The organism is Streptomyces sp. NPDC001663 (genome assembly GCF_042893105.1).
Classification (GTDB): Bacteria; Actinomycetota; Actinomycetes; order Streptomycetales; family Streptomycetaceae; genus Streptomyces.
Window position 1 is genome coordinate 220,809 of record NZ_JBIAUR010000009.1, and the last position, 17,102, is coordinate 237,910.

The 17,102-nt window shown below is 71.3% G+C and carries 18 protein-coding genes; 12 read left to right on the top strand and 6 right to left on the bottom strand.

The genetic code is table 11. The features are described 5' to 3' along the window. Positions 1-30: 30 nt before the first annotated feature. The 8 genes from ACFY1L_RS28735 to ACFY1L_RS28770 all read left to right on the top strand — a co-directional run bounded on the left by ACFY1L_RS28735 (position 31) and on the right by ACFY1L_RS28770 (position 7,308). The gene (locus tag ACFY1L_RS28735; protein WP_388830453.1) at positions 31-726 is read left to right on the top strand and encodes an HdeD family acid-resistance protein; all 696 of its coding nucleotides are present in this window, start codon (positions 31-33) and stop codon (positions 724-726) included. Between the two features lie 118 nt (positions 727-844). Continuing rightward, complete coding sequence (locus ACFY1L_RS28740; RefSeq protein WP_388830456.1) at positions 845-1,312, top strand: SHOCT domain-containing protein; 468 nt, start codon at positions 845-847, stop codon at positions 1,310-1,312. A gap of 33 nt (positions 1,313-1,345) precedes the next feature. Then, the gene (locus ACFY1L_RS28745) at positions 1,346-1,792 is read left to right on the top strand and encodes a hypothetical protein (protein WP_388830459.1); all 447 of its coding nucleotides are present in this window, start codon (positions 1,346-1,348) and stop codon (positions 1,790-1,792) included. Positions 1,793-1,927: 135 nt separating this feature from the next. Next, positions 1,928-3,310: a hypothetical protein gene (locus ACFY1L_RS28750; RefSeq protein ID WP_388830462.1), complete on the top strand. Its 1,383-nt coding sequence runs from the start codon at positions 1,928-1,930 to the stop codon at positions 3,308-3,310. Positions 3,311-3,507: 197 nt separating this feature from the next. Beyond that, entirely contained in the window at positions 3,508-5,130 is a 1,623-nt protein-coding gene (locus ACFY1L_RS28755) for a sulfatase-like hydrolase/transferase (protein WP_388830465.1), read from the top strand. 140 nt (positions 5,131-5,270) lie between these two features. Further along, positions 5,271-6,263 (top strand): dihydroxyacetone kinase subunit DhaK, encoded by a 993-nt coding sequence (dhaK, locus tag ACFY1L_RS28760; RefSeq protein WP_388830468.1) that lies wholly within the window; start codon positions 5,271-5,273, stop codon positions 6,261-6,263. Between the two features lie 39 nt (positions 6,264-6,302). Next, positions 6,303-6,905, top strand: coding sequence for a dihydroxyacetone kinase subunit DhaL (dhaL, locus tag ACFY1L_RS28765; RefSeq protein ID WP_388830471.1), 603 nt, complete (start codon positions 6,303-6,305; stop codon positions 6,903-6,905). Continuing rightward, entirely contained in the window at positions 6,898-7,308 is a 411-nt protein-coding gene (locus ACFY1L_RS28770; RefSeq protein WP_388830474.1) for a PTS-dependent dihydroxyacetone kinase phosphotransferase subunit DhaM, read from the top strand. The genes dhaL and ACFY1L_RS28770 overlap by 8 nt, the downstream gene beginning before the upstream one ends. 6 nt (positions 7,309-7,314) lie before the next feature. Here the strand turns inward: ACFY1L_RS28770 and ACFY1L_RS28775 are convergent, their stop codons facing one another. Continuing rightward, positions 7,315-7,953 carry a TetR/AcrR family transcriptional regulator gene (locus tag ACFY1L_RS28775; protein WP_388830477.1) on the bottom strand — a complete coding sequence of 213 codons (639 nt, stop codon included), beginning with the start codon at positions 7,951-7,953 and terminating at the stop codon, positions 7,315-7,317. 117 nt (positions 7,954-8,070) lie between these two features. Here ACFY1L_RS28775 and ACFY1L_RS28780 point away from each other — a divergent pair, with 117 nt between their 5' ends. Then, a complete protein-coding gene (locus ACFY1L_RS28780) occupies positions 8,071-8,832 on the top strand; it encodes an SDR family NAD(P)-dependent oxidoreductase (RefSeq protein WP_388830480.1) in 762 nt (253 codons plus the stop codon). 11 nt (positions 8,833-8,843) lie between these two features. Here ACFY1L_RS28780 and ACFY1L_RS28785 read toward each other — a convergent pair whose 3' ends face one another. After that, a complete protein-coding gene (locus tag ACFY1L_RS28785) occupies positions 8,844-9,539 on the bottom strand; it encodes a glycoside hydrolase family 75 protein (protein WP_388830483.1) in 696 nt (231 codons plus the stop codon). A 411-nt stretch (positions 9,540-9,950) separates the two neighbouring features. Between ACFY1L_RS28785 and ACFY1L_RS28790 the strand changes: the two genes are divergently transcribed. Together ACFY1L_RS28790 and ACFY1L_RS28795 are read left to right on the top strand one after the other, a co-directional pair. Next, the gene (locus tag ACFY1L_RS28790; protein WP_388830486.1) at positions 9,951-10,922 is read left to right on the top strand and encodes a fibronectin type III domain-containing protein; all 972 of its coding nucleotides are present in this window, start codon (positions 9,951-9,953) and stop codon (positions 10,920-10,922) included. Positions 10,923-11,091: 169 nt separating this feature from the next. Further along, on the top strand, positions 11,092-11,643 hold the full coding sequence (locus ACFY1L_RS28795; protein ID WP_388830489.1) for a hypothetical protein: 552 nt from the start codon (positions 11,092-11,094) through the stop codon (positions 11,641-11,643). 12 nt (positions 11,644-11,655) lie between these two features. Here the strand turns inward: ACFY1L_RS28795 and ACFY1L_RS28800 are convergent, their stop codons facing one another. Together ACFY1L_RS28800 and ACFY1L_RS28805 are read right to left on the bottom strand one after the other, a co-directional pair. Beyond that, positions 11,656-12,207, bottom strand: a complete 552-nt coding sequence (locus tag ACFY1L_RS28800) for a PadR family transcriptional regulator (RefSeq protein ID WP_388830492.1) — start codon at positions 12,205-12,207, stop codon at positions 11,656-11,658. Between the two features lie 22 nt (positions 12,208-12,229). After that, positions 12,230-14,245, bottom strand: coding sequence for an FAD-dependent oxidoreductase (locus ACFY1L_RS28805; protein WP_388830495.1), 2,016 nt, complete (start codon positions 14,243-14,245; stop codon positions 12,230-12,232). A gap of 115 nt (positions 14,246-14,360) precedes the next feature. Here ACFY1L_RS28805 and ACFY1L_RS28810 point away from each other — a divergent pair, with 115 nt between their 5' ends. Beyond that, positions 14,361-15,527 (top strand): M20 family metallopeptidase, encoded by a 1,167-nt coding sequence (locus tag ACFY1L_RS28810; RefSeq protein ID WP_388830498.1) that lies wholly within the window; start codon positions 14,361-14,363, stop codon positions 15,525-15,527. Positions 15,528-15,572: 45 nt separating this feature from the next. Here the strand turns inward: ACFY1L_RS28810 and ACFY1L_RS28815 are convergent, their stop codons facing one another. Together ACFY1L_RS28815 and ACFY1L_RS28820 are read right to left on the bottom strand one after the other, a co-directional pair. Then, entirely contained in the window at positions 15,573-15,941 is a 369-nt protein-coding gene (locus ACFY1L_RS28815) for a hypothetical protein (protein ID WP_388830501.1), read from the bottom strand. A 103-nt stretch (positions 15,942-16,044) separates the two neighbouring features. Next, a complete protein-coding gene (locus ACFY1L_RS28820; RefSeq protein ID WP_388830504.1) occupies positions 16,045-16,920 on the bottom strand; it encodes a hypothetical protein in 876 nt (291 codons plus the stop codon). Positions 16,921-17,102: the final 182 nt, after the last annotated feature.

The window sequence follows — 17,102 nt, forward strand, 5'->3', positions numbered from 1 at the left end:
GGAGAAGCAGGGAGAACGCAAGGAGGAGCCATGACCCAGCCACGTGGTCCGGCGCCGCGTCCCGGGCCGGACCGGATGCCCGACGGGGCGACTCCGAGCCCCATGGGCGACCCCGCGGAGGCGCTGGCCCGGCTCGGCCGGTCCTGGACCTGGATGCTGGCCTCGGCGGTGGCGACGCTCGTGCCGGGCATCCTGATCCTTGTCTGGCCGGACGAGACCCTGCACGTCCTGGCGGTCCTGATCGGCCTGTACCTCCTGCTGATGGGGGCGTTCCGGTTCGTCGGCGCCTTCGCCCGGCAGGGCCACGGCGAACGGATCCCCGGGCTACTCATGGCCGTGCTGTACGTCCTGGCCGGGGTGCTGTGCCTGCGCAACCCGCTGCAGACCATCGCCGCGCTCTCGCTGGTCGTCGGCGTCGTCTGGCTGGTGTCCGGCATCCTCACCCTCTACACGGCCATCGCCATGAAGGACATGCCGCATCGTGGCGCCGTACTGGGCGGGGCGATCCTCGCCATCGTCGCGGGGATCGTGGTGCTGGCCCTGCCGACCGAGACCGCCCGTGCGCTGACCCGGCTGCTCGGCCTCTGGCTCGTCCTGCTCGGGCTTGCCGAGACTGCGGTCGCCCTCGCCTGGCGGGCCGCGCTGCGCCGGAGCGCGGGACAGGTGTCGCTGCAGCCGTCGCCGTCCGGTGCCGCGGCGCCCGAAGCCCGGGAGACGACTCCTTGACCCCGTACCCGGCGCACCCGATCACCCTCAGCGGGTGAAGCCCGACGGGACTTGCCGTGCGCACGCTGAATCCGGCACAGAACGGCTGCCGGGCGAATGCCCGGGACGGAGGAGAGACATGAGCGCGCAGACATACCTCGCGTACGACTATCCGCTGCTGAGCGCCTTCTGGACCATGCTGATCTTCTTCCTGTGGATCATGTGGTTCGTCCTGCTCTTCCGGGTCATCGTCGACATCTTCCGCGACGACGACATGAGCGGCTGGGCGAAGGCCGGCTGGCTGGTGTTCACCATCTGCCTGCCCTTCCTGGGTGTGTTCGTCTACGTGATCGCGCGTGGCAAGAACATGGGCAGGCGGGAGGTCGCACAGGCGCGTGCGCAGCAGGAGGCGTTCGACTCCTACGTCCGTGAGACCGCGGGCGGTGGCACCCAGCGCAGCAGTGCCGACGAACTCGCCAAGCTGTCCGAGATCCGGGCGCGCGGCGACATCTCGGACGAGGAGTTCAGCAGGGCGAAGGAACTGGTCCTCGCCGGTCACGCCCCGTCGGAGCCCTCGGGGTCCGCCCACTCCACCTCCGGTCGCTGAAATCGCCCGGACCGTACGAAACGAGGCAGCAGCATGACCGCGACGCACACCCCCGAGGCGCACGCGACGAGGCAGGCATGGGCGGGCGGCGTGATGGCCTTCGGAGCCGTCATGCTCCTGCTCGCAAGCATGCTCGCCATCTTCCGGGGCATCATGGCGATCGCCAACGACAACGTCTTCGTCAACACACGCAACTACGTCTTCGAGTTCGATCTCACCAGCTGGGGCTGGATCCACCTGGTCCTGGGCGCGATCGGCGTGGGCGTCAGCCTGGGACTGTTCCAGGCAGCGACATGGGCGCGTGTCGCCGGCGTGGGCATCGCCGGGCTCATGATCATCGCCAACTTCCTCTCCCTGCCGTACTACCCGGTCTGGTCGGTCGTCGTGATCGCGTTCTCGGGGTTCATCATCTGGGCCCTGTGCGCGGTCGACCGCAAGGCCTTCTACACCGCGTACGAGCGCCAGCCGCACGACGTGTGAGGGCGCGCCGACGGTCGGGGACACCCGGTCGGGCACCCCGGCTCGTCCGCGTTCGAGCAGCCGTATTTGCAGGCGCACCTGGCCGGGCCGCCCGCCCGGCCAGGTGCGCCTGCTCGACGATGACGGGAGTGCTCCATGCCGCCACAGAACGCCACGGGCGAGTCGGGCGACGCCGGCCCGTCGAACGGGAGAGAGCTGGAGGAGCTGCGCCGACGGGTGGCGCAGTTAGAGTCGGCCGTCGCGCCGCGACAGCGGCATCCCTTCCGGACCACCGGTTCGGTGCTGCTCGTCGTCCTGGCGTCGATCCTGTCGATCCTGGCCGTGACGGCCGTGTGGGCGCATGACCAGGTCACCGACACCGACCGGTTCGTCGCGACCATGGGGCCGCTCGCGAGCGACCCCGGTGTGCAGAAGGCGATCTCCCGCAGGGTCACCGACGTCGTGGTCGAAAAGGTCGACGTCCAGTCCGTGGTCGACCAGCTCTCCCAAGCTGCACACCAGAAGGGCGTCCCGCCCCGCGCCGCCGACCTGATCGGCAACTTGAGCGGACCCATCGGCGACGGACTGAACAGTCTCGTCGGGGCCGCCGCGGACAAGGTCGTCACCAGCGACGCCTTCGCGACCGTGTGGACGCGGGCCATCACGGCGGCACACACCACGATGGTGAAGGCCCTGACCGGCGAGGGCGGCGGAACGGTCCAGCTCTCCGGCGACAAGGTCACCATCGACATCGGGCCGGTCGTCGACCAGGTGAAGAAGCAGCTCACGGATTCGGGCTTCGTGCTGGCCTCGAAGATCCCGGAGGTCCACACCCAGTTCGCGGTGTACGCCGCTCCCCAGCTGGAGACGGCCAGGACCTATGTGAGGCTGCTGCAGATCATCGGGAACTGGCTTCCGGTGGTCGCGGTGCTGGTCGCGGCCGCGGGTGTCTACCTGGCCCACAACCGCAGACATGCCCTGATCGGCGCGGCGTTGGGGATCGGCGCGGCGATGCTGGTGTTCGGCGTCGCCCTCGCGGTCCTGCGCACGTCCTTCCTCAACCAGCTGCCGGCCGGTGTCTCCCCGGATGCGGCCGGGTCGGTCTACGACGCCCTGGTGCACTTCCTCCGGAAGACCCTGCGCATGGTGGGGGTCCTGGCGGTGCTGGTCGCGCTCGGCGCGTACTTCGCCGGGCCGTCCCGGGCCGCGACGACGGTCCGTGCCGCGTCCACAACCGGGGTGGGAGGAGTCCGCCAGGTCGCCGACCAGGTGGGTTTCCGGGCCGGGCCGGTGGAGCCGTTGGTGCGGCGGTGGAAGCGGTGGATCGGGATCGCGATCCTGCTGGGCGCCTCGCTCGTCTTCGTGTTCTGGGACCGTCCGACGGGCCTGGTGGTGTTCTGGTTCGCCCTGGTGATCCTGGCCCTGTTCGGCGTGCGGGAGTTCCTCGCTCCCGGGCCGGGACTCGCCGCGCCCGGGCAGACGCCGGGCACCTCAGCACCGCCCGGACCGTCCGGACCGGAGCCCGCGCCCGGCACCTGAACGCTCCGGCGGCGGCAGGTGGGCCGACGTACGACTCGGGGATCCCGTCACCCGCCCGGCCCAGAACGGTCGTCTCCCCGCACGCGGAGCGGCGGCACCCCGCCTAGATTCGGACGCGGCGCACCCTTGCGTGCGCCCGCACCCCGTTGCCCCCGGCCCCGGCGGGCACGCACGACCCCGCCGGAAGACAGGTGGCCATGACGCGTCGTCCCAACATCCTGCTGATCGTCACGGACGAGGAGCGGGCGACCGTCCCCCGCCCGGACGGCTACACCCTCCCGGCACGCGAGCGCCTCGCCGAGCGCGGCACCACCTTCCAAAACCACTACGCCGCCTCGGCCATGTGCAGTTCCTCCCGGTCGGTGATCTACACGGGGCAGCATCTGCCGCTCACCGAGATCTACGACAACGACAACATGCCGTACATCCGCCCGCTCGACCCGAAGCTGGGCACCCTCGGCACGATGCTCCGCTCAGCCGGCTACTACTGCACCTACCAGGGCAAGTGGCACCTCTCCAACCTCTACATCACCCCCCAGAACCCGGGCCCGACCACGGACGCCCTGGAGCCGTACGGCTTCAGCGAGTTCAACGACTGGGGCGACATCGACGGCGGCGCCTGGGCCGGTCTCAAGCTCGACCCGGTCATCGCCGGGCAGGCGGTGCGCTGGCTGCGCAACCGGGCACCGGTGGTGGCCGCCGACAAACCGTGGTTCATGGCCGTCAACTTCGTGAACCCGCACGACATCATGAGCTTCGACTACGGCGGCTCCCCCCAGGTCCAGCTGCCGTTCGGGCTCGCCCACGCCGTGGTCGCCCGCGCCGCCGCCAACATCCCCGTCTACCGGCGCCGCTGGGACTTCGACCTGCCCGCGAGCCTGCACGACGACCTGTCCGGTGCGGCGCCGGCGGTGGCGGAGTACGCGCGCATGCTCGACACGGTCTTCGGCCCGGTCGCCGACGACGGGCACTGGTACGACGGCCTGAACTTCTACCTCAACGCTCTGCGTGACGTGGACCGCAGCGTCGATCTCGTCCTCGACGCGCTGGAGGCGTCGGGACAGGCCGACCGCACCGTCGTGGTGTTCACCTCCGACCACGGCGAGATGGCGGCGTCCCACGGGCTGCGGCAGAAGGGCAACCTGGTCTACGACGAGAACTTCCACGTCCCGTTCATCCTGTCCCACCCCGACGCCTCCGGCGGAGCCGTGACCGAGGCCCTGTCCTCCGCGGTCGATCTCGCACCGACCCTGCTCGACTTCGCCGGCGTCGACCGGTCGCAGGCGGCCACCAGGTTCCCCGCGCTCAAGGGCCGCTCCCTGGCGCCGGTGCTGGAGGGCCGGCCGGTCCGCGAGGGCGTGCTCACCGCCGTCGAGTCGATCACGACCCTGGACGCCTCGTTCTGGTTCGAGTTCGCCGACCCCGAGGCGCCGAAGCGGATCGAGTCCGGATCGCTGCGCCCGGACTGGACCAAGCGCGGGTTCCTGCGCGGCTACACCGACGGCCGGTACACCTTCGGCCGCTATTTCGCCCCCCTGAACCCCAACCGCCCGGCCACGACCGAGGAACTCCTCGCCGACAACGACGTCGTCCTCTACGACCGCGCCGAGGACCCGGCGGAAATGCGCAACCTCGCCGCCGACCCGGCCCACCGCGCACTCCTCGCCCGCTACCACGCCCTGCTGGAAGCACTCATCGACGAGGAGATCGGCACCGACACCCGCGCCTGGGTCACCGAACGCCCCCGGCTGCTCGGCTGGCCCACCTGGCACGGCGACACCGACCGGCCAGCGGCCTCCGCGGCCGCGTCCGGCCGCTGAAACTTTCAAGGACCTGGATCCCCGGGCGACGCCCACGTGACCTTCGCCTGCGCACGGTCGATACTGCCGACAAAGGGCTCCAACCGACGCAGGTCTGTTCCGCCTCAGGGCTCATCTGCAAGTGTCACCAGGAGGTACCCATGAAGATGCTCATCAACGTCCCGGAGTCCGTGGTCGCGGACGCGCTCAGGGGCATGGCGGCCGCCCATCCCGAGCTGACCGTCGACGTGGAGAACCGGGTGATCGTACGGCGGGACGCCCCCGTGGCCGGGAAGGTCGCCCTGATCTCCGGCGGCGGCTCGGGGCACGAGCCGCTGCACGGCGGGTTCGTGGGTCCCGGGATGCTCTCGGCGGCCTGCCCGGGCGAGGTCTTCACCTCGCCTGTCCCCGACCAGATGGCGCGCGCCGCTGCGGCCGTGGACAGCGGGGCCGGCGTGCTGTTCATCGTGAAGAACTACACGGGCGACGTGCTCAACTTCGACATGGCGGCCGAGCTCGCCGAGGACGAGGGCATCCAGGTCGCCAAGGTGCTGGTCAACGACGACGTGGCGGTCACCGACAGCCTCTACACGGCGGGACGGCGCGGCACCGGCGCGACCCTGTTCGTGGAGAAGATCGCGGGCGCGGCGGCGGACGAGGGTCAGCCGCTGGAGCGGGTGGCGGCGATCGGCCGACAGGTCAACGAGAACTCCCGCAGCTTCGGCGTCGCGCTCAGCGCCTGCACCACACCCGCCAAGGGCAGCCCCACCTTCGATCTGCCGCCCGGCGAGCTGGAGTTGGGCATCGGCATCCACGGCGAGCCCGGCCGGGAGCGGCGGGCGATGATGACGTCGGGTGAGATCGCGGAGTTCGCGGTGCACGCGATCCTGGAGGACATGCCGCCGCGCAACCCGGTCCTCGTCCTGGTCAACGGCATGGGTGCAACTCCTCTGCTGGAGCTGTACGGCTTCAACGCCGAGGTGCAGCGGGTGCTCACCCAGCGCGGTGTAGCCGTCGCCCGCACCCTTGTCGGCAACTACGTCACCTCGCTCGACATGGCCGGCGCCTCGGTCACCCTGTGCCAGGTCGACGAGGAGCTGCTGCGGCTGTGGGATGCACCGGTGAAGACGCCGGGGCTGCGCTGGGGTATGTAGGGCCGAGGTGGCAACGTACCTACCACGCAAGGAGATCCAGTGCTCGACGCCGACTTCTTCCGCCGTTGGATGACGGCGACCGCCGCGTCCGTCGACCGCGAGGCGGAGCGGCTGACCGCCCTCGACTCGCCGATCGGGGACGCCGACCACGGCAGCAACCTTCAGCGCGGGTTCCGGGCCGTGACCGCGACGCTGGAGAAGGAGGCGCCGGCCACCCCCGGAGCGGTCCTCACACTCGCCGGACGGCAGCTGATCTCCACGGTCGGCGGCGCCTCGGGGCCCCTGTACGGCACGCTGTTGCGCCGTACCGGAAAGGCACTCGGGGATGCCGGCGAGGTCAGTGAGGCGGAACTCGCCGAGGCGCTGCGGGCCGGGGTGGACGCGGTCATGACGCTCGGCGGTGCCGCGCCGGGCGACAAGACCATGATCGACGCGCTGGTGCCGGCGGTGGACGCGCTCGGCGACGGCGGTTTCGCCGCGGCCCGCACCGCCGCCGAGGAGGGTGCGCTGGCGACGACGCCGTTGCAGGCCCGCAAGGGCAGGGCCAGTTATCTCGGGGAGCGCAGCATCGGGCACCAGGATCCGGGGGCCACGTCGTCGGCGCTGCTGATCGCGGGTCTTATGGAGGCGCGCGGTGAGTGACGCGACGCCGGTCGGGATCGTCCTGGTCTCGCACAGCGCCGAAGTGGCCGCCTCCGTGGCCGAGTTGGCCAAGGGGCTTGCGGGCGGCGGCACTTCGGTGCCGGTCGCCCCGGCCGGCGGCACCGAGGGCGGCGGGCTCGGCACCAGCGCGGAGCTGATCGCCGCGGCCGCCGCGTCCGTGGACCGGGGTGCGGGGGTCGCTGTGCTCACGGACCTCGGCAGTGCCGTACTCACGGTGAAGGCGCTGCTCGCCGAGGGCGACGAACTCCCGGACAACACACACCTGGTGGATGCGCCGTTCGTGGAGGGCGCGGTGGCCGCGGTCGTCACGGCGGCCACCGGCGCCGACCTCGCGGCGGTGGAGGCGGCGGCAGCGGAGGCGTACACCTACCGGAAGGTCTGAGGAGCCCTACCCGAGTCCCTCCGCTGCGACGGCGAGGGCCGAGCGCATGGTTGCCGTCAGCTCGGCCTCCGCCGTCGCCCGGTCGGTCTCCACGTCGGCGCTGAGCCAGGCGTAGTGCTCCACCGCCGCGCGCAGGGCCGCGTTGAACATCGCCGCCTGGACGGTGGGCCGCAGGTCGTCGGCGGGCAGCCCGGCACGCTCCGCCAGGGCACGGGCGAACGCCGGCTCCGCCTCGTCGTACGTCTGGAGCCAGACGGCGCGCAGACCCGGCTCGGTGCGGGTGAGCCGTACCAGTGCGCCGACGGTGGAACGGTCGGGGCCGGCGACGACACCGAGCTCCGTGGTGAGTTCCGGCGCGAAGATCTCTTCGAGCGACCGGCCGGGCGCCCATTGCCGCAGGCGGGCGGCGAGCATGTCGATTCCCGCCGTGAACAGCGGCCGTACACAGGCCTCCTTGCTCGGGAAGTAGCGCCACACGGTCCGCGCGGAGACACCCACCGCCTGCCCGATCTGCTCGCCGGTGGTGGCCGCGACGCCCTGGGTGACGAACAGGTCCACCGCAGCCCGGGCGATCTCCAGCCGGATCTCGGCCCTGCGCTCGTCGGTCAGGGGCGGTCGTCCAGTGCGTCCGCGGGCGGCGGTCATGCAGTCCTCCGGATTCCGGTGATCAGCTTCCCGGAATTCTCCCCCACAACTTTATGTCACTCGAAGACATTAAGTCGTATGGTGATCCCTCAGGTACCACGTGAACGGGAGCACCTCATGGCCAGTGGACTGGACGGACGCAGTGTCATCGTCACCGGAGCGGGCTCGGGCATCGGGCGGGCCGCCGCCGTGGCCTTCGCCGCCGAGGGGGCCAAGGTCTTGGTCGCCGATCTCAACGCCGACGGCGCCAAGGCGGTCGTCGAGGAGATCGAGCAGGCGGGCGGCACCGCGGTCGCCGTCGTGGGCGACCTGAGCGAGCAGTCGGTCGTCGACCAGGTGGTCCAGGCGGCCGTGGACGGCTTCGGCGGGGTGGACGTCCTGGTGAACAACGCCGGGATCATGGACCGTATGTCGGCGCTGGCGGACGTGGACGACGCCGAGTGGGAGCGGGTCATCCGGGTCAACCTCACCGCGCCGTTCCTGCTCACGCGGGCGGTGCTGCCGCACATGCTGCAGGCGAGCCGTGGCGCGATAGTCAGCACGGCCTCCGAGGCGGGCCTGCGCGGCAGCGCCGCGGGTGCCGCGTACACGGCCTCCAAGCACGGGGTCGTGGGCCTGACCAAGTCCCTGGCGGTGATGTACCGCAAGCAGGGCATCCGGGCCAACGCCATCGCGCCGGGCGGCACGGCGACCGCCATCGTCGTTGACGCCGACCAGGCCGCCCACGGGCCGGCCGCGCTCGGCCCGCACTTCGTCAACGTGGGGCGGATCGCCCAGCCGGAGGAGCAGGCCGCCGCGATCTTGTTCCTGGCCTCGGACGCGGCGAGCAACATCAACGGCGTGGTCCTGCCGGTCGACGACGGCTGGGCGGCCGTCTGACGCCGCGGGGGCTACCTCCCGCCCTGGGCGAACTTCCGCGCGAGCCGCCGTCCGAGCCGGACGGCGGCGTCGTGGTCCTCGATGGGTGCCGCCTGCGAGTTCTTGAAGACGATGTAGGTCACGCCGGAGGGCGCGCCGCCGCCGCGCGGGTCCGTGGGGATGCCGAGGGCCTTGGCGGTGGCGTAGGAGGCCTCACCGATGAGGTTGCGCGGGCCGACGTCGCCGACGACCGCGTACCGCACGCGTTTCCGGTAGACGACGGCGGCGACGGATCCGCCGCGCACACCGTGGTCGCCGTGGTTCCAGATACGGCTGACGCCGGGGACGACGATGTACGGGAGGCGTTCGGCGCTCGGAAAGCGGCGGTCGGACTGCTGGAACGCCGTGGCGGCGACGAAGCTCGGGTCGGCGCGGCGGTTGCAACGCGCGCCGGGCCGGCCGTCGCAGTCGATGTCCATGTCGGCCTTCCAGAAGACGGCGCCCCGGGCGCCGCACACCGGGATGTCCGCCGGTCTGCCCTCGTCGCTGCGGTAGCGGCCACGGGAGATCTGGTCGCAGTGCCGCACCCGGGCCAGCAGGTCGGCAGCGCGCACGTCGCGCTCGCGCCACCCCACCGGCTCCGTCCGGCCGCGGAGCCCGGAATCGGGCAACGTCGAGGCGAGCAGAGCGGCAGAGGCCACGGCCAGCGTCAGCGACGGGACACGCACGATAAGACACCCTCTCCTGGTGGGCACTGACGGGCACTCGGCCCGTAGCGGTGCCGTTCCGATCATTCGGACACCGTAGGCGGGCCGGGCGGCGCACCTGCCGAGCCGGCCATGGCGTGTCCCGAACTCCGGGCAGGGGCCGGGCGCCCGAGCCCGTGTCGGCTCCGGCCGCCCGGCCGCCCGCGTCCGGCGCGGGAACAGCGACGACAGCGGCCCGCGCCACCGGCATGAACTGCCCATCGCTCAAGGAGAGTTCAGCCGTGAGGAGGTTCAGCATACGTAACTCCCGCGGGCGGTCACGAAGGGCGTCGCCCCATTACGGCCCTCTTGATGCGGCCACGTCAGCCGCGTCATATTGGTCCGGACCATTTCCATCCGTACACCGTCCGTCCCGTCCGGGGAGGCAGAGCCGTGCGTCGCGTCGCCGTTCTCGCGTACCGGTCCCTCGCGCTCTGCGCGGTCCTCGCCCTGCTCGGTGCCTGCGGATTGGGCGACAGCGACGAGGAAGGCCCGCTGCCGGCGGCACCCATGGGCGTCACGGCGGCGGCGGGCAGCGCCACCAGCGTGCACGTCATGTGGAACGCCGTGACCGCCAACCCCCGGATCAGCGTCTACGAGGTGTATCGCGGCACCACCAAGGTCGAGGAAGTACCCGGTTCCGAGCACATGGTGGACGTCACGAGGCTCAGGCCGTCCACCGCGTATGTCTTCACCGTGCGGGCGCGCGACAGCGAGGGCCGGCTCGGGCCGGGCAGCCGGGAGGTGCGGGCGACCACGCCGGCGGCCGTGGCGGCGGACGACACGGCTCCCACCCGCCCGGGGACCGCGCGGGGCCGGGCGGTCGGCAGCAGGGCCGTGCAGCTGTCCTGGTCCGGCTCGACGGACGACCGGGCCGTGGTGTCGTACGACATCTATCAGGGCGCGACGAAGATCCACAGTGTGGGCGGGAACCAGACGGCGACCGTGGTCACGGGGCTGCGGCCGGGCACCCGGTACGCCTTCACCGTCCGGGCCCGCGACGCCGCCGACAACCTCTCGCCCGCCGGCAACACCGTCCGCCTCACCACGCCGGGCTCCGACGACGGGCGGGCCACCGCGCCCACCGGCTTCCGCGCGACGAGCCACCGCGCCGACGGGGCGTACTACATCGATCTCGCCTGGATCCCGCCGCACACCGACGGCGTGGTCACGGAGTACCAGATCCGCCTCGACGGTCGGGCGGCCACTTCCCTGGTGTACGGCGGCAAGGCCCCGCGCGACCGGGCGACGTACAGCTTCTACGTCGGACGGGACACCGGCGTGACTCACCGTGTGCGGATCCGGGCCAAGCTGCCCGACGGGACGTGGAGCGGGTACTCGGCGGAGCGCACGGTCACCACTTGACGAGGCCGCCTACATGGGCCGGACGAAGGAATCCGTCACCTGGCCGGGGGCCGTCCGGGTGCGGGGCGGGCCGGGGGCACGTTGGCTGCCCGTGAGGGCAGCACGGGCACCTCCCGATTCTCGGCGGCGCTAGGGATGTACCGCCAACCGTGCCGCTGGAGGCAGTCCAATGCGCAACTCTCAACGTTTGCTCCGCACCGGTCTGACCGCGGCGGCCGCCGCGCTCCCGCTCGCCCTGGCCGCCGTACCGGCAGCGGCCCAGGGCAGCGGGATCTCCGTGAGCACCAGCGGGTCCACGGTCTCGGTGACGACCACCGCGTGCAACCAGACCAGCAGCAGCGGCAGTTGGGGCACCGCCTCGCTGCTCAACAGCAGCCAGGCGAGCTTCGCCCAGGGGCGGCAGGTGTCGCTGTCGGGCACCACCGCGCTGCAGTCGGCGGCCTGGTCGAACGTGAGCCCCGGCACCTTCACCGTGATCGTGCAGTGCTCGTTCAACAACAGCACCGCCGGCAGGCAATCCATCGTCGTCTCCGCCCCGTCCACCCCCACCATCTCCGCCACGTCCTCGCCCTCGCCCTCGCGTGGCGTGATGGGCGGTGTCGGCGGTGGCATCCAGGACTACGGCCCGCTGACACTGGGAGTGGGCGGCGCGCTGGTCGGCGCGGGTGTCATTGCGACGGGCTGGTACCTGCGCCGGCGCAACAAGCCGCACCGGCTCTGAGCGCGGCCGCGCTCACGCCGTCCCGGAATCCGGCAGTTCGGCGAACTCCTCCAGGGCGTGCGTGAGCCACTGCGTCCAGAAGGTCTCCAGGTCGATGCCCGCCCGCAGCACAAGGTGCCGCAGCCGGTCCTGGGGGCCGTCCTTGTCGGGCGGGAAGTCGCGCTTCTCGATCTCCCGGTACTCGGCCAACTGCAGCCGGTGCAGGTCGAGATGGCGGCGCAGGTCCGCCTCGAGGCCGGCGGTGCCCACCACGGCCGCCGCGCGCAGCCGCAGCAGCAACAGGTCGCGGTGCGGCTTGGGGTCCTGGGAGGCGGCGGTCCAGCGGGCCAGTTCGGCGCGGCCCGCGGGCAGGACCTCGTAGCTCTTCTTCTGCCCACGGGCCGGCTGCTCGGACGGCAGCGCCCGGATGTGTCCCTCGGCCTCCAGTTTTCCCAGCTCGCGATAGATCTGCTGATGCGTCGCCGACCAGAAGTAGCCGATCGACTTGTCGAACCGACGGGTCAGCTCCAGCCCCGAGGACGGCTTCTCGAGCAGAGCGGTGAGGATCGCGTGCGGGAGTGACATGCAGTCATCCTAGGGACGGCCTCTAGAGGCCGGCCGCGACCTCGGTGCCCTGCTTGATGGCCCGCTTGGCGTCCAGTTCGGCGGCCACGTCGGCGCCGCCGATCAGGTGCGCGCTGCGGCCGGCGGCGAGCAGCTCCTCGTACAGGTCGCGGCGCGGTTCCTGGCCGGTGCACAGCACGATGGTGTCGACGGGCAGGACGGTGGACTCCTCGCCGACGGTGACGTGCAGTCCGGCGTCGTCGATGCGGTCGTAGCGCACACCCGGGACCATGGTGACGCCGCGGTGCTTGAGCTCGGTGCGGTGGATCCAGCCGGTGGTCTTGCCCAGGCCCGCGCCGACCTTGGTGGGCTTGCGCTGCAGCAGGTGCACGGTGCGCGGCGGGGCGGTCCGCTCGGGGGCGGCGAGTCCGCCGGGCGCCCGGTAGTCCATGTCGACGCCCCACTGGCGGAAGTACGTCGCCGGGTCCTCGCTGGCCTTGTCGCCGCCGTCGGTGAGGAACTCGGCGACGTCGAAGCCGATGCCGCCCGCGCCGAGGATGGCCACGCGATCGCCGACGGTGACGTTGTCGCGCAGCACGTCGAGGTAGCCGACGACGCTCGGGTGGTCGACGCCGGGGATCTCGGGGGTGCGCGGGGTGACGCCGGTGGCGACGACGACCTCGTCGTAGTCCGCCAAGTCACCTGCCGCAACAGGCGTGTTGAGGCGTACGTCCACGCCGTGCGCGTCGAGCTGGTGACGGAAGTAGCGGATGGTCTCGTCGAACTCCTGCTTGCCGGGAACCTTGCGGGCGACGTTGAGCTGACCGCCGATCTCGCTCGCGGCGTCGAACAGCACGACGTCGTGGCCGCGTTCGGCCGCACTCACCGCGCAGGCGAGACCGGCCGGACCGGCGCCGACGACGGCAACGCGCTTGCGCAGCCGGGTCGGTGAGAGCACCAGCTCGGTCTCGTGGCAGGCACGCGGGTTGACCAGGCAGGAGGTGATCTTGAGGCTGAAGGTGTGGTCGAGGCAGGCCTGGTTGCAGCCGATGCAGGTGTTGATGGCCTCCGGCTTGCCATCCGCGGCCTTGTTGACGAAGTCGGGGTCCGCGAGCATCGGGCGGGCCATGGAGACCATGTCCGCGTACCCCTCCGCGAGCAACTCCTCAGCGAGCTCCGGGGTGTTGATGCGGTTGGTGGTGACGAGTGGGACCGACACCTCGCCCATGAGCTTCTTGGTGACCCAGGTGTAGGCGCCGCGCGGCACGGAGGTCGCGATGGTGGGAATGCGGGCCTCGTGCCAGCCGATACCGGTGTTGATGATGGTCGCCCCGGCCGCCTCGATCGCCTTGGCGAGCGTGATGACCTCGTCGAGGGTGGAGCCACCGGGGACCAGGTCGAGCATGGACAGCCGGTAGATGATGATGAAGTCCTCGCCGACGGCCTCGCGCACCCGCCGTACGATCTCGACGGGGAAACGCATGCGGTTCTCGTACGAGCCGCCCCAGCGGTCGGTGCGCTGATTGGTCTGGGTGGCGATGAACTCGTTGATGAGGTAGCCCTCGGAGCCCATGATCTCGACGCCGTCGTATCCGGCCTGCCTGGCGAGGCGGGCGGCGCGGGCGTAGTCGTCGATGGTCTGCTCGACCTCGGCGTCCGTCAGCTCGCGCGGCGGGAAGGGGCTGATCGGCGCCTGGAGGGGACTCGGGGCGACGAGGTCCTGGTGGTAGGCGTACCGGCCGAAGTGCAGGATCTGCATCGCGATCCGGCCGCCCTCGCGGTGCACGGCCTCGGTGATCGCCGAGTGCTGCTCGGCCTCCGCGTCGGTGGTGAGCATCGCCCCGCCCTCGTACGGCCGCCCGGCCTCGTTCGGCGCGATGCCGCCGGTGACGATCAGACCCACTCCCCCGCGCGCCCGCTCCGCGTAGAACGCCGCCATGCGCTCGAAGCCACGCTCGGCCTCCTCCAGGCCGACGTGCATGGAGCCCATGAGGACACGGTTGGGCAGCGTGGTGAAGCCCAGGTCGAGCGGGTTCAGCAGATGCGGGTAACGGCTCATCGGGCCCCTCCGTCGCGGTGTCGTGCCTCTGTTGTAGAGGACCACGAACGCTTTTTGCAACTAGTTGCACAACCAGGGAGGCGTGACTCCGGCCACCGTCGGGCACAGTGGCCCCATGACCGAGGAGATCGTCGAGCTGGCCCAGGAACTGATCCGCCGCCCGAGCCGGGCCGGCATCGACGACTACGGGCCCGTCCTCACCGCCCTGGAGGACTGGCTCGCCGCCCGTGACCTGCCGTATCGACGGCTCTACGACGACGGGGGCCGCCCGGTGGCGCTGCTCGTGGAGGTCGCATGCGGCAGGCCGGGACCGTGGTGGGCACTGGACGCCTGCGTGGACACCGCCCCGTACGGCGACGAGGGCGCCTGGTCCTTCCCGCCGGACTGCGGGGACGTCGTGGACAGCTGGCTGCGGGGGCGGGGAGCGGCCGACTCCAAGCTGGCGGCGGCGATGTTCTGCCGGATCGCGTCGGAAGTGCAGGCACAGGCCGCCGAGCTGCGCGGCGGCCTCGCCGTACTGCTCGACGCCGACGAGCACACCGGCGGCTTCGGGGGCGCCCGCGCCTACCTCGCGGATACGGCGGCGGTACGCCCGGCCGGGGTGATGATCGGCTATCCCGGGCGGGACGAGGTCGTGGTCGGCGGGCGGGGCCTGTGGCGGGCCACGATCGCGGTGCACGCCGCCTCCGGCCACTCCGGGTCGAGCCGCAAGTCGGTCGGCGCCGTCTCCCGCGCGGCGCGGCTGGTGCAACTGCTGGACGAGGCCGAACTCCCGGGCGCCGTAGGCGAGTTCCCACTGCCGCCGAAGCTGACGGTCACCTCCTGCCACGGCGGCGAGGGCTTCTCGGTCGTTCCCGACCTGTGCGAACTGGGCATCGACATCCGCACCACGCCGACCTTCGACGCCACCGCCGCGGAGGCTCTGGTGCGCGGAGCGACCGCCGAACTGGACCAACTGCTCCCGGGCCCGAGTCCGACGGACATCACCCCGGTGGCCTCCTGGCCGCCGTACCGCCTGGCCGAGAACCAGCAGCCCGCCGCCGCACTACTGGACGCGGCGACCCGCGAGGGACTGACGGTCCGGGCGAAGACCGCAGGCCCCTCAAACATCGGCAACCTCCTGGCTGCAAAGGGCATCCCAGCAACGGCAGGCTTCGGCGTGCGCTACGAAGGCCTGCACGGCACTGACGAACGCGCGTACCTGGCGGACCTGCCCGCAGTCCACGCCGTCTACCGCCAGACCGTGCTGCGCCTCCTGACCAACGGCTCTGCACCGCCCTGAAGGGGCACGGGGCTGTGTACATTTGCGGCTCCGCAGCCGAAAACCTCACCGACGCTCGAGAATCACGTGCAACTCCCGCTCCTGATCTCCCGACGCCGAGGAAAGATCACGCACCGTGAACAGAGGATCCAGCGTGCTGCGCAGCCGCTCGATCGCCCAGTACCCACCCTGCGCGTCGACCTCGACGGAGGCCGACAGCCGCCCCGGCACCGGACACTCATGCGCGTCGGTGACCTCGAACGTGCCGAGCCACACCATCGGACGGGTCTCGTGGAGCTGCTGCGGCACCTCGTCCGGACCCCGGTCGGACTCGAAGCACGCACACAACGTGTCGAACACGATCCGTGCGTCCTCCTTGCTGCATCCGCTGATCTCGAGGGAGACCGGCTCCTCGTGCGAGCGCTGACGATCCATCGTGATCGCTCCTCTCGTGGCTGTGGCGCGATACCGCGAGTTCCCCGCGAACCGCGCCACACCCCAAGAAAAGCACCACTGGCCGCACGGGACCAGCGAGGGCTCAGCTCCGCTTGAAACGGTAGGTCTTGCTGTCCGTCAGCACACAGAAGCCCGGTGACACGACGATCACACGCAGGGTGCCGTCCCGGCGGTCGTAGTCGATGCCCTCCGCCTCGAAGGTGCCCGAGCAGGAGCTCCTCAGCGGCAGCTGCCGCAGTGCGGTGACGTGGCCGGTCACGTCGGACGTGCCGTTCGCCGCGGCGGACAGGTCGACCTGCAGCAGCGGCTTGGTGATGCCGAACAGCGTGCCCGCCGGGTCGTCCGAGGAGCACAGCAGCTGGGTGGCGTTCACGAAGTCGCAGCCCTGAACGTCGCGGACGGCGTGATCGAGGTTGACGGTCGAGACCTGCGGAAGGTTCGCCGAGGGCGAGGTGCTCGAGTTGGCTCCCGGGGTCGGGAAGACCAGGAAGCGGCTCATGGTGCCGTACTCACCGGAGAGCATCCACTGGCCGTCGGGCGAGATCGCCACCCAGGAGTTGTTCAGCGCCTCCCCGGAGCTCAGGGTGTGGACGTACTCCGACCACGCCCCGCCCGGCGCCTGCACCCGATACATCTTCGCGCTGCCCGAGTCGGCCTGGTACGGCTCGACGTAGTAGCCGTTGTACGAGGCGTCGGGGTCGCCGACGTGGTTCCAGCCGCGGCTGGAGACGGAGACCGGAATGGTGCCGATGCCGGTGTAGTGGTTGGGGCTGTTGGCCGGGACCTCGACGGAGGTCAGGCCCTGGCTCTCGGTCAGCGGGTCGGCGCGGTCGGAGCCCACCTCGTTCCAGGTGTCGGCGGCCGACGCGGGTGGCGCGGCGGACAGGACGGCAGCAGTGGTGAGGGCGACCACAGCGGTCAGCGCCGCGTGACAACGTTGCCAGGCGCGCAGGGGCATGGGAGGACTCCTCCGTGGGGGGTGGTGGCGGGGCGTGCTCGGCGGACAGTCTGGCCGGACTCGGTGGTCATGTACAGACCAGATCGGTAACCGGGGGTTGTCGGCTGGGCAACAGTGCGTGCCGGGTACTGTCGTCACGGCTTCGGGGGACGCCCCGGCCGTGTTGAGGGATGGTGGAGGTG

What these genes read in the sequence shown, in the direction of transcription:
- ACFY1L_RS28740 (WP_388830456.1), top strand. Translation starts at nt 845, where the DNA reads ATGAGCGCGCAGACATACCTCGCGTACGACTATCCGCTGCTGAGCGCC.
- ACFY1L_RS28755 (WP_388830465.1), top strand. Translation starts at nt 3,508, where the DNA reads ATGACGCGTCGTCCCAACATCCTGCTGATCGTCACGGACGAGGAGCGG.
- ACFY1L_RS28780 (WP_388830480.1), top strand. Translation starts at nt 8,071, where the DNA reads ATGGCCAGTGGACTGGACGGACGCAGTGTCATCGTCACCGGAGCGGGC.
- ACFY1L_RS28810 (WP_388830498.1), top strand. Translation starts at nt 14,361, where the DNA reads ATGACCGAGGAGATCGTCGAGCTGGCCCAGGAACTGATCCGCCGCCCG.
- dhaK (WP_388830468.1), top strand. Translation starts at nt 5,271, where the DNA reads ATGAAGATGCTCATCAACGTCCCGGAGTCCGTGGTCGCGGACGCGCTC.
- ACFY1L_RS28800 (WP_388830492.1), bottom strand. Translation starts at nt 12,207, where the DNA reads ATGTCACTCCCGCACGCGATCCTCACCGCTCTGCTCGAGAAGCCGTCC.
- ACFY1L_RS28820 (WP_388830504.1), bottom strand. Translation starts at nt 16,920, where the DNA reads ATGCCCCTGCGCGCCTGGCAACGTTGTCACGCGGCGCTGACCGCTGTG.
- ACFY1L_RS28735 (WP_388830453.1), top strand. Translation starts at nt 31, where the DNA reads ATGACCCAGCCACGTGGTCCGGCGCCGCGTCCCGGGCCGGACCGGATG.
- ACFY1L_RS28815 (WP_388830501.1), bottom strand. Translation starts at nt 15,941, where the DNA reads ATGGATCGTCAGCGCTCGCACGAGGAGCCGGTCTCCCTCGAGATCAGC.
- ACFY1L_RS28750 (WP_388830462.1), top strand. Translation starts at nt 1,928, where the DNA reads ATGCCGCCACAGAACGCCACGGGCGAGTCGGGCGACGCCGGCCCGTCG.
- ACFY1L_RS28805 (WP_388830495.1), bottom strand. Translation starts at nt 14,245, where the DNA reads ATGAGCCGTTACCCGCATCTGCTGAACCCGCTCGACCTGGGCTTCACC.
- ACFY1L_RS28745 (WP_388830459.1), top strand. Translation starts at nt 1,346, where the DNA reads ATGACCGCGACGCACACCCCCGAGGCGCACGCGACGAGGCAGGCATGG.
- ACFY1L_RS28795 (WP_388830489.1), top strand. Translation starts at nt 11,092, where the DNA reads ATGCGCAACTCTCAACGTTTGCTCCGCACCGGTCTGACCGCGGCGGCC.
- ACFY1L_RS28775 (WP_388830477.1), bottom strand. Translation starts at nt 7,953, where the DNA reads ATGACCGCCGCCCGCGGACGCACTGGACGACCGCCCCTGACCGACGAG.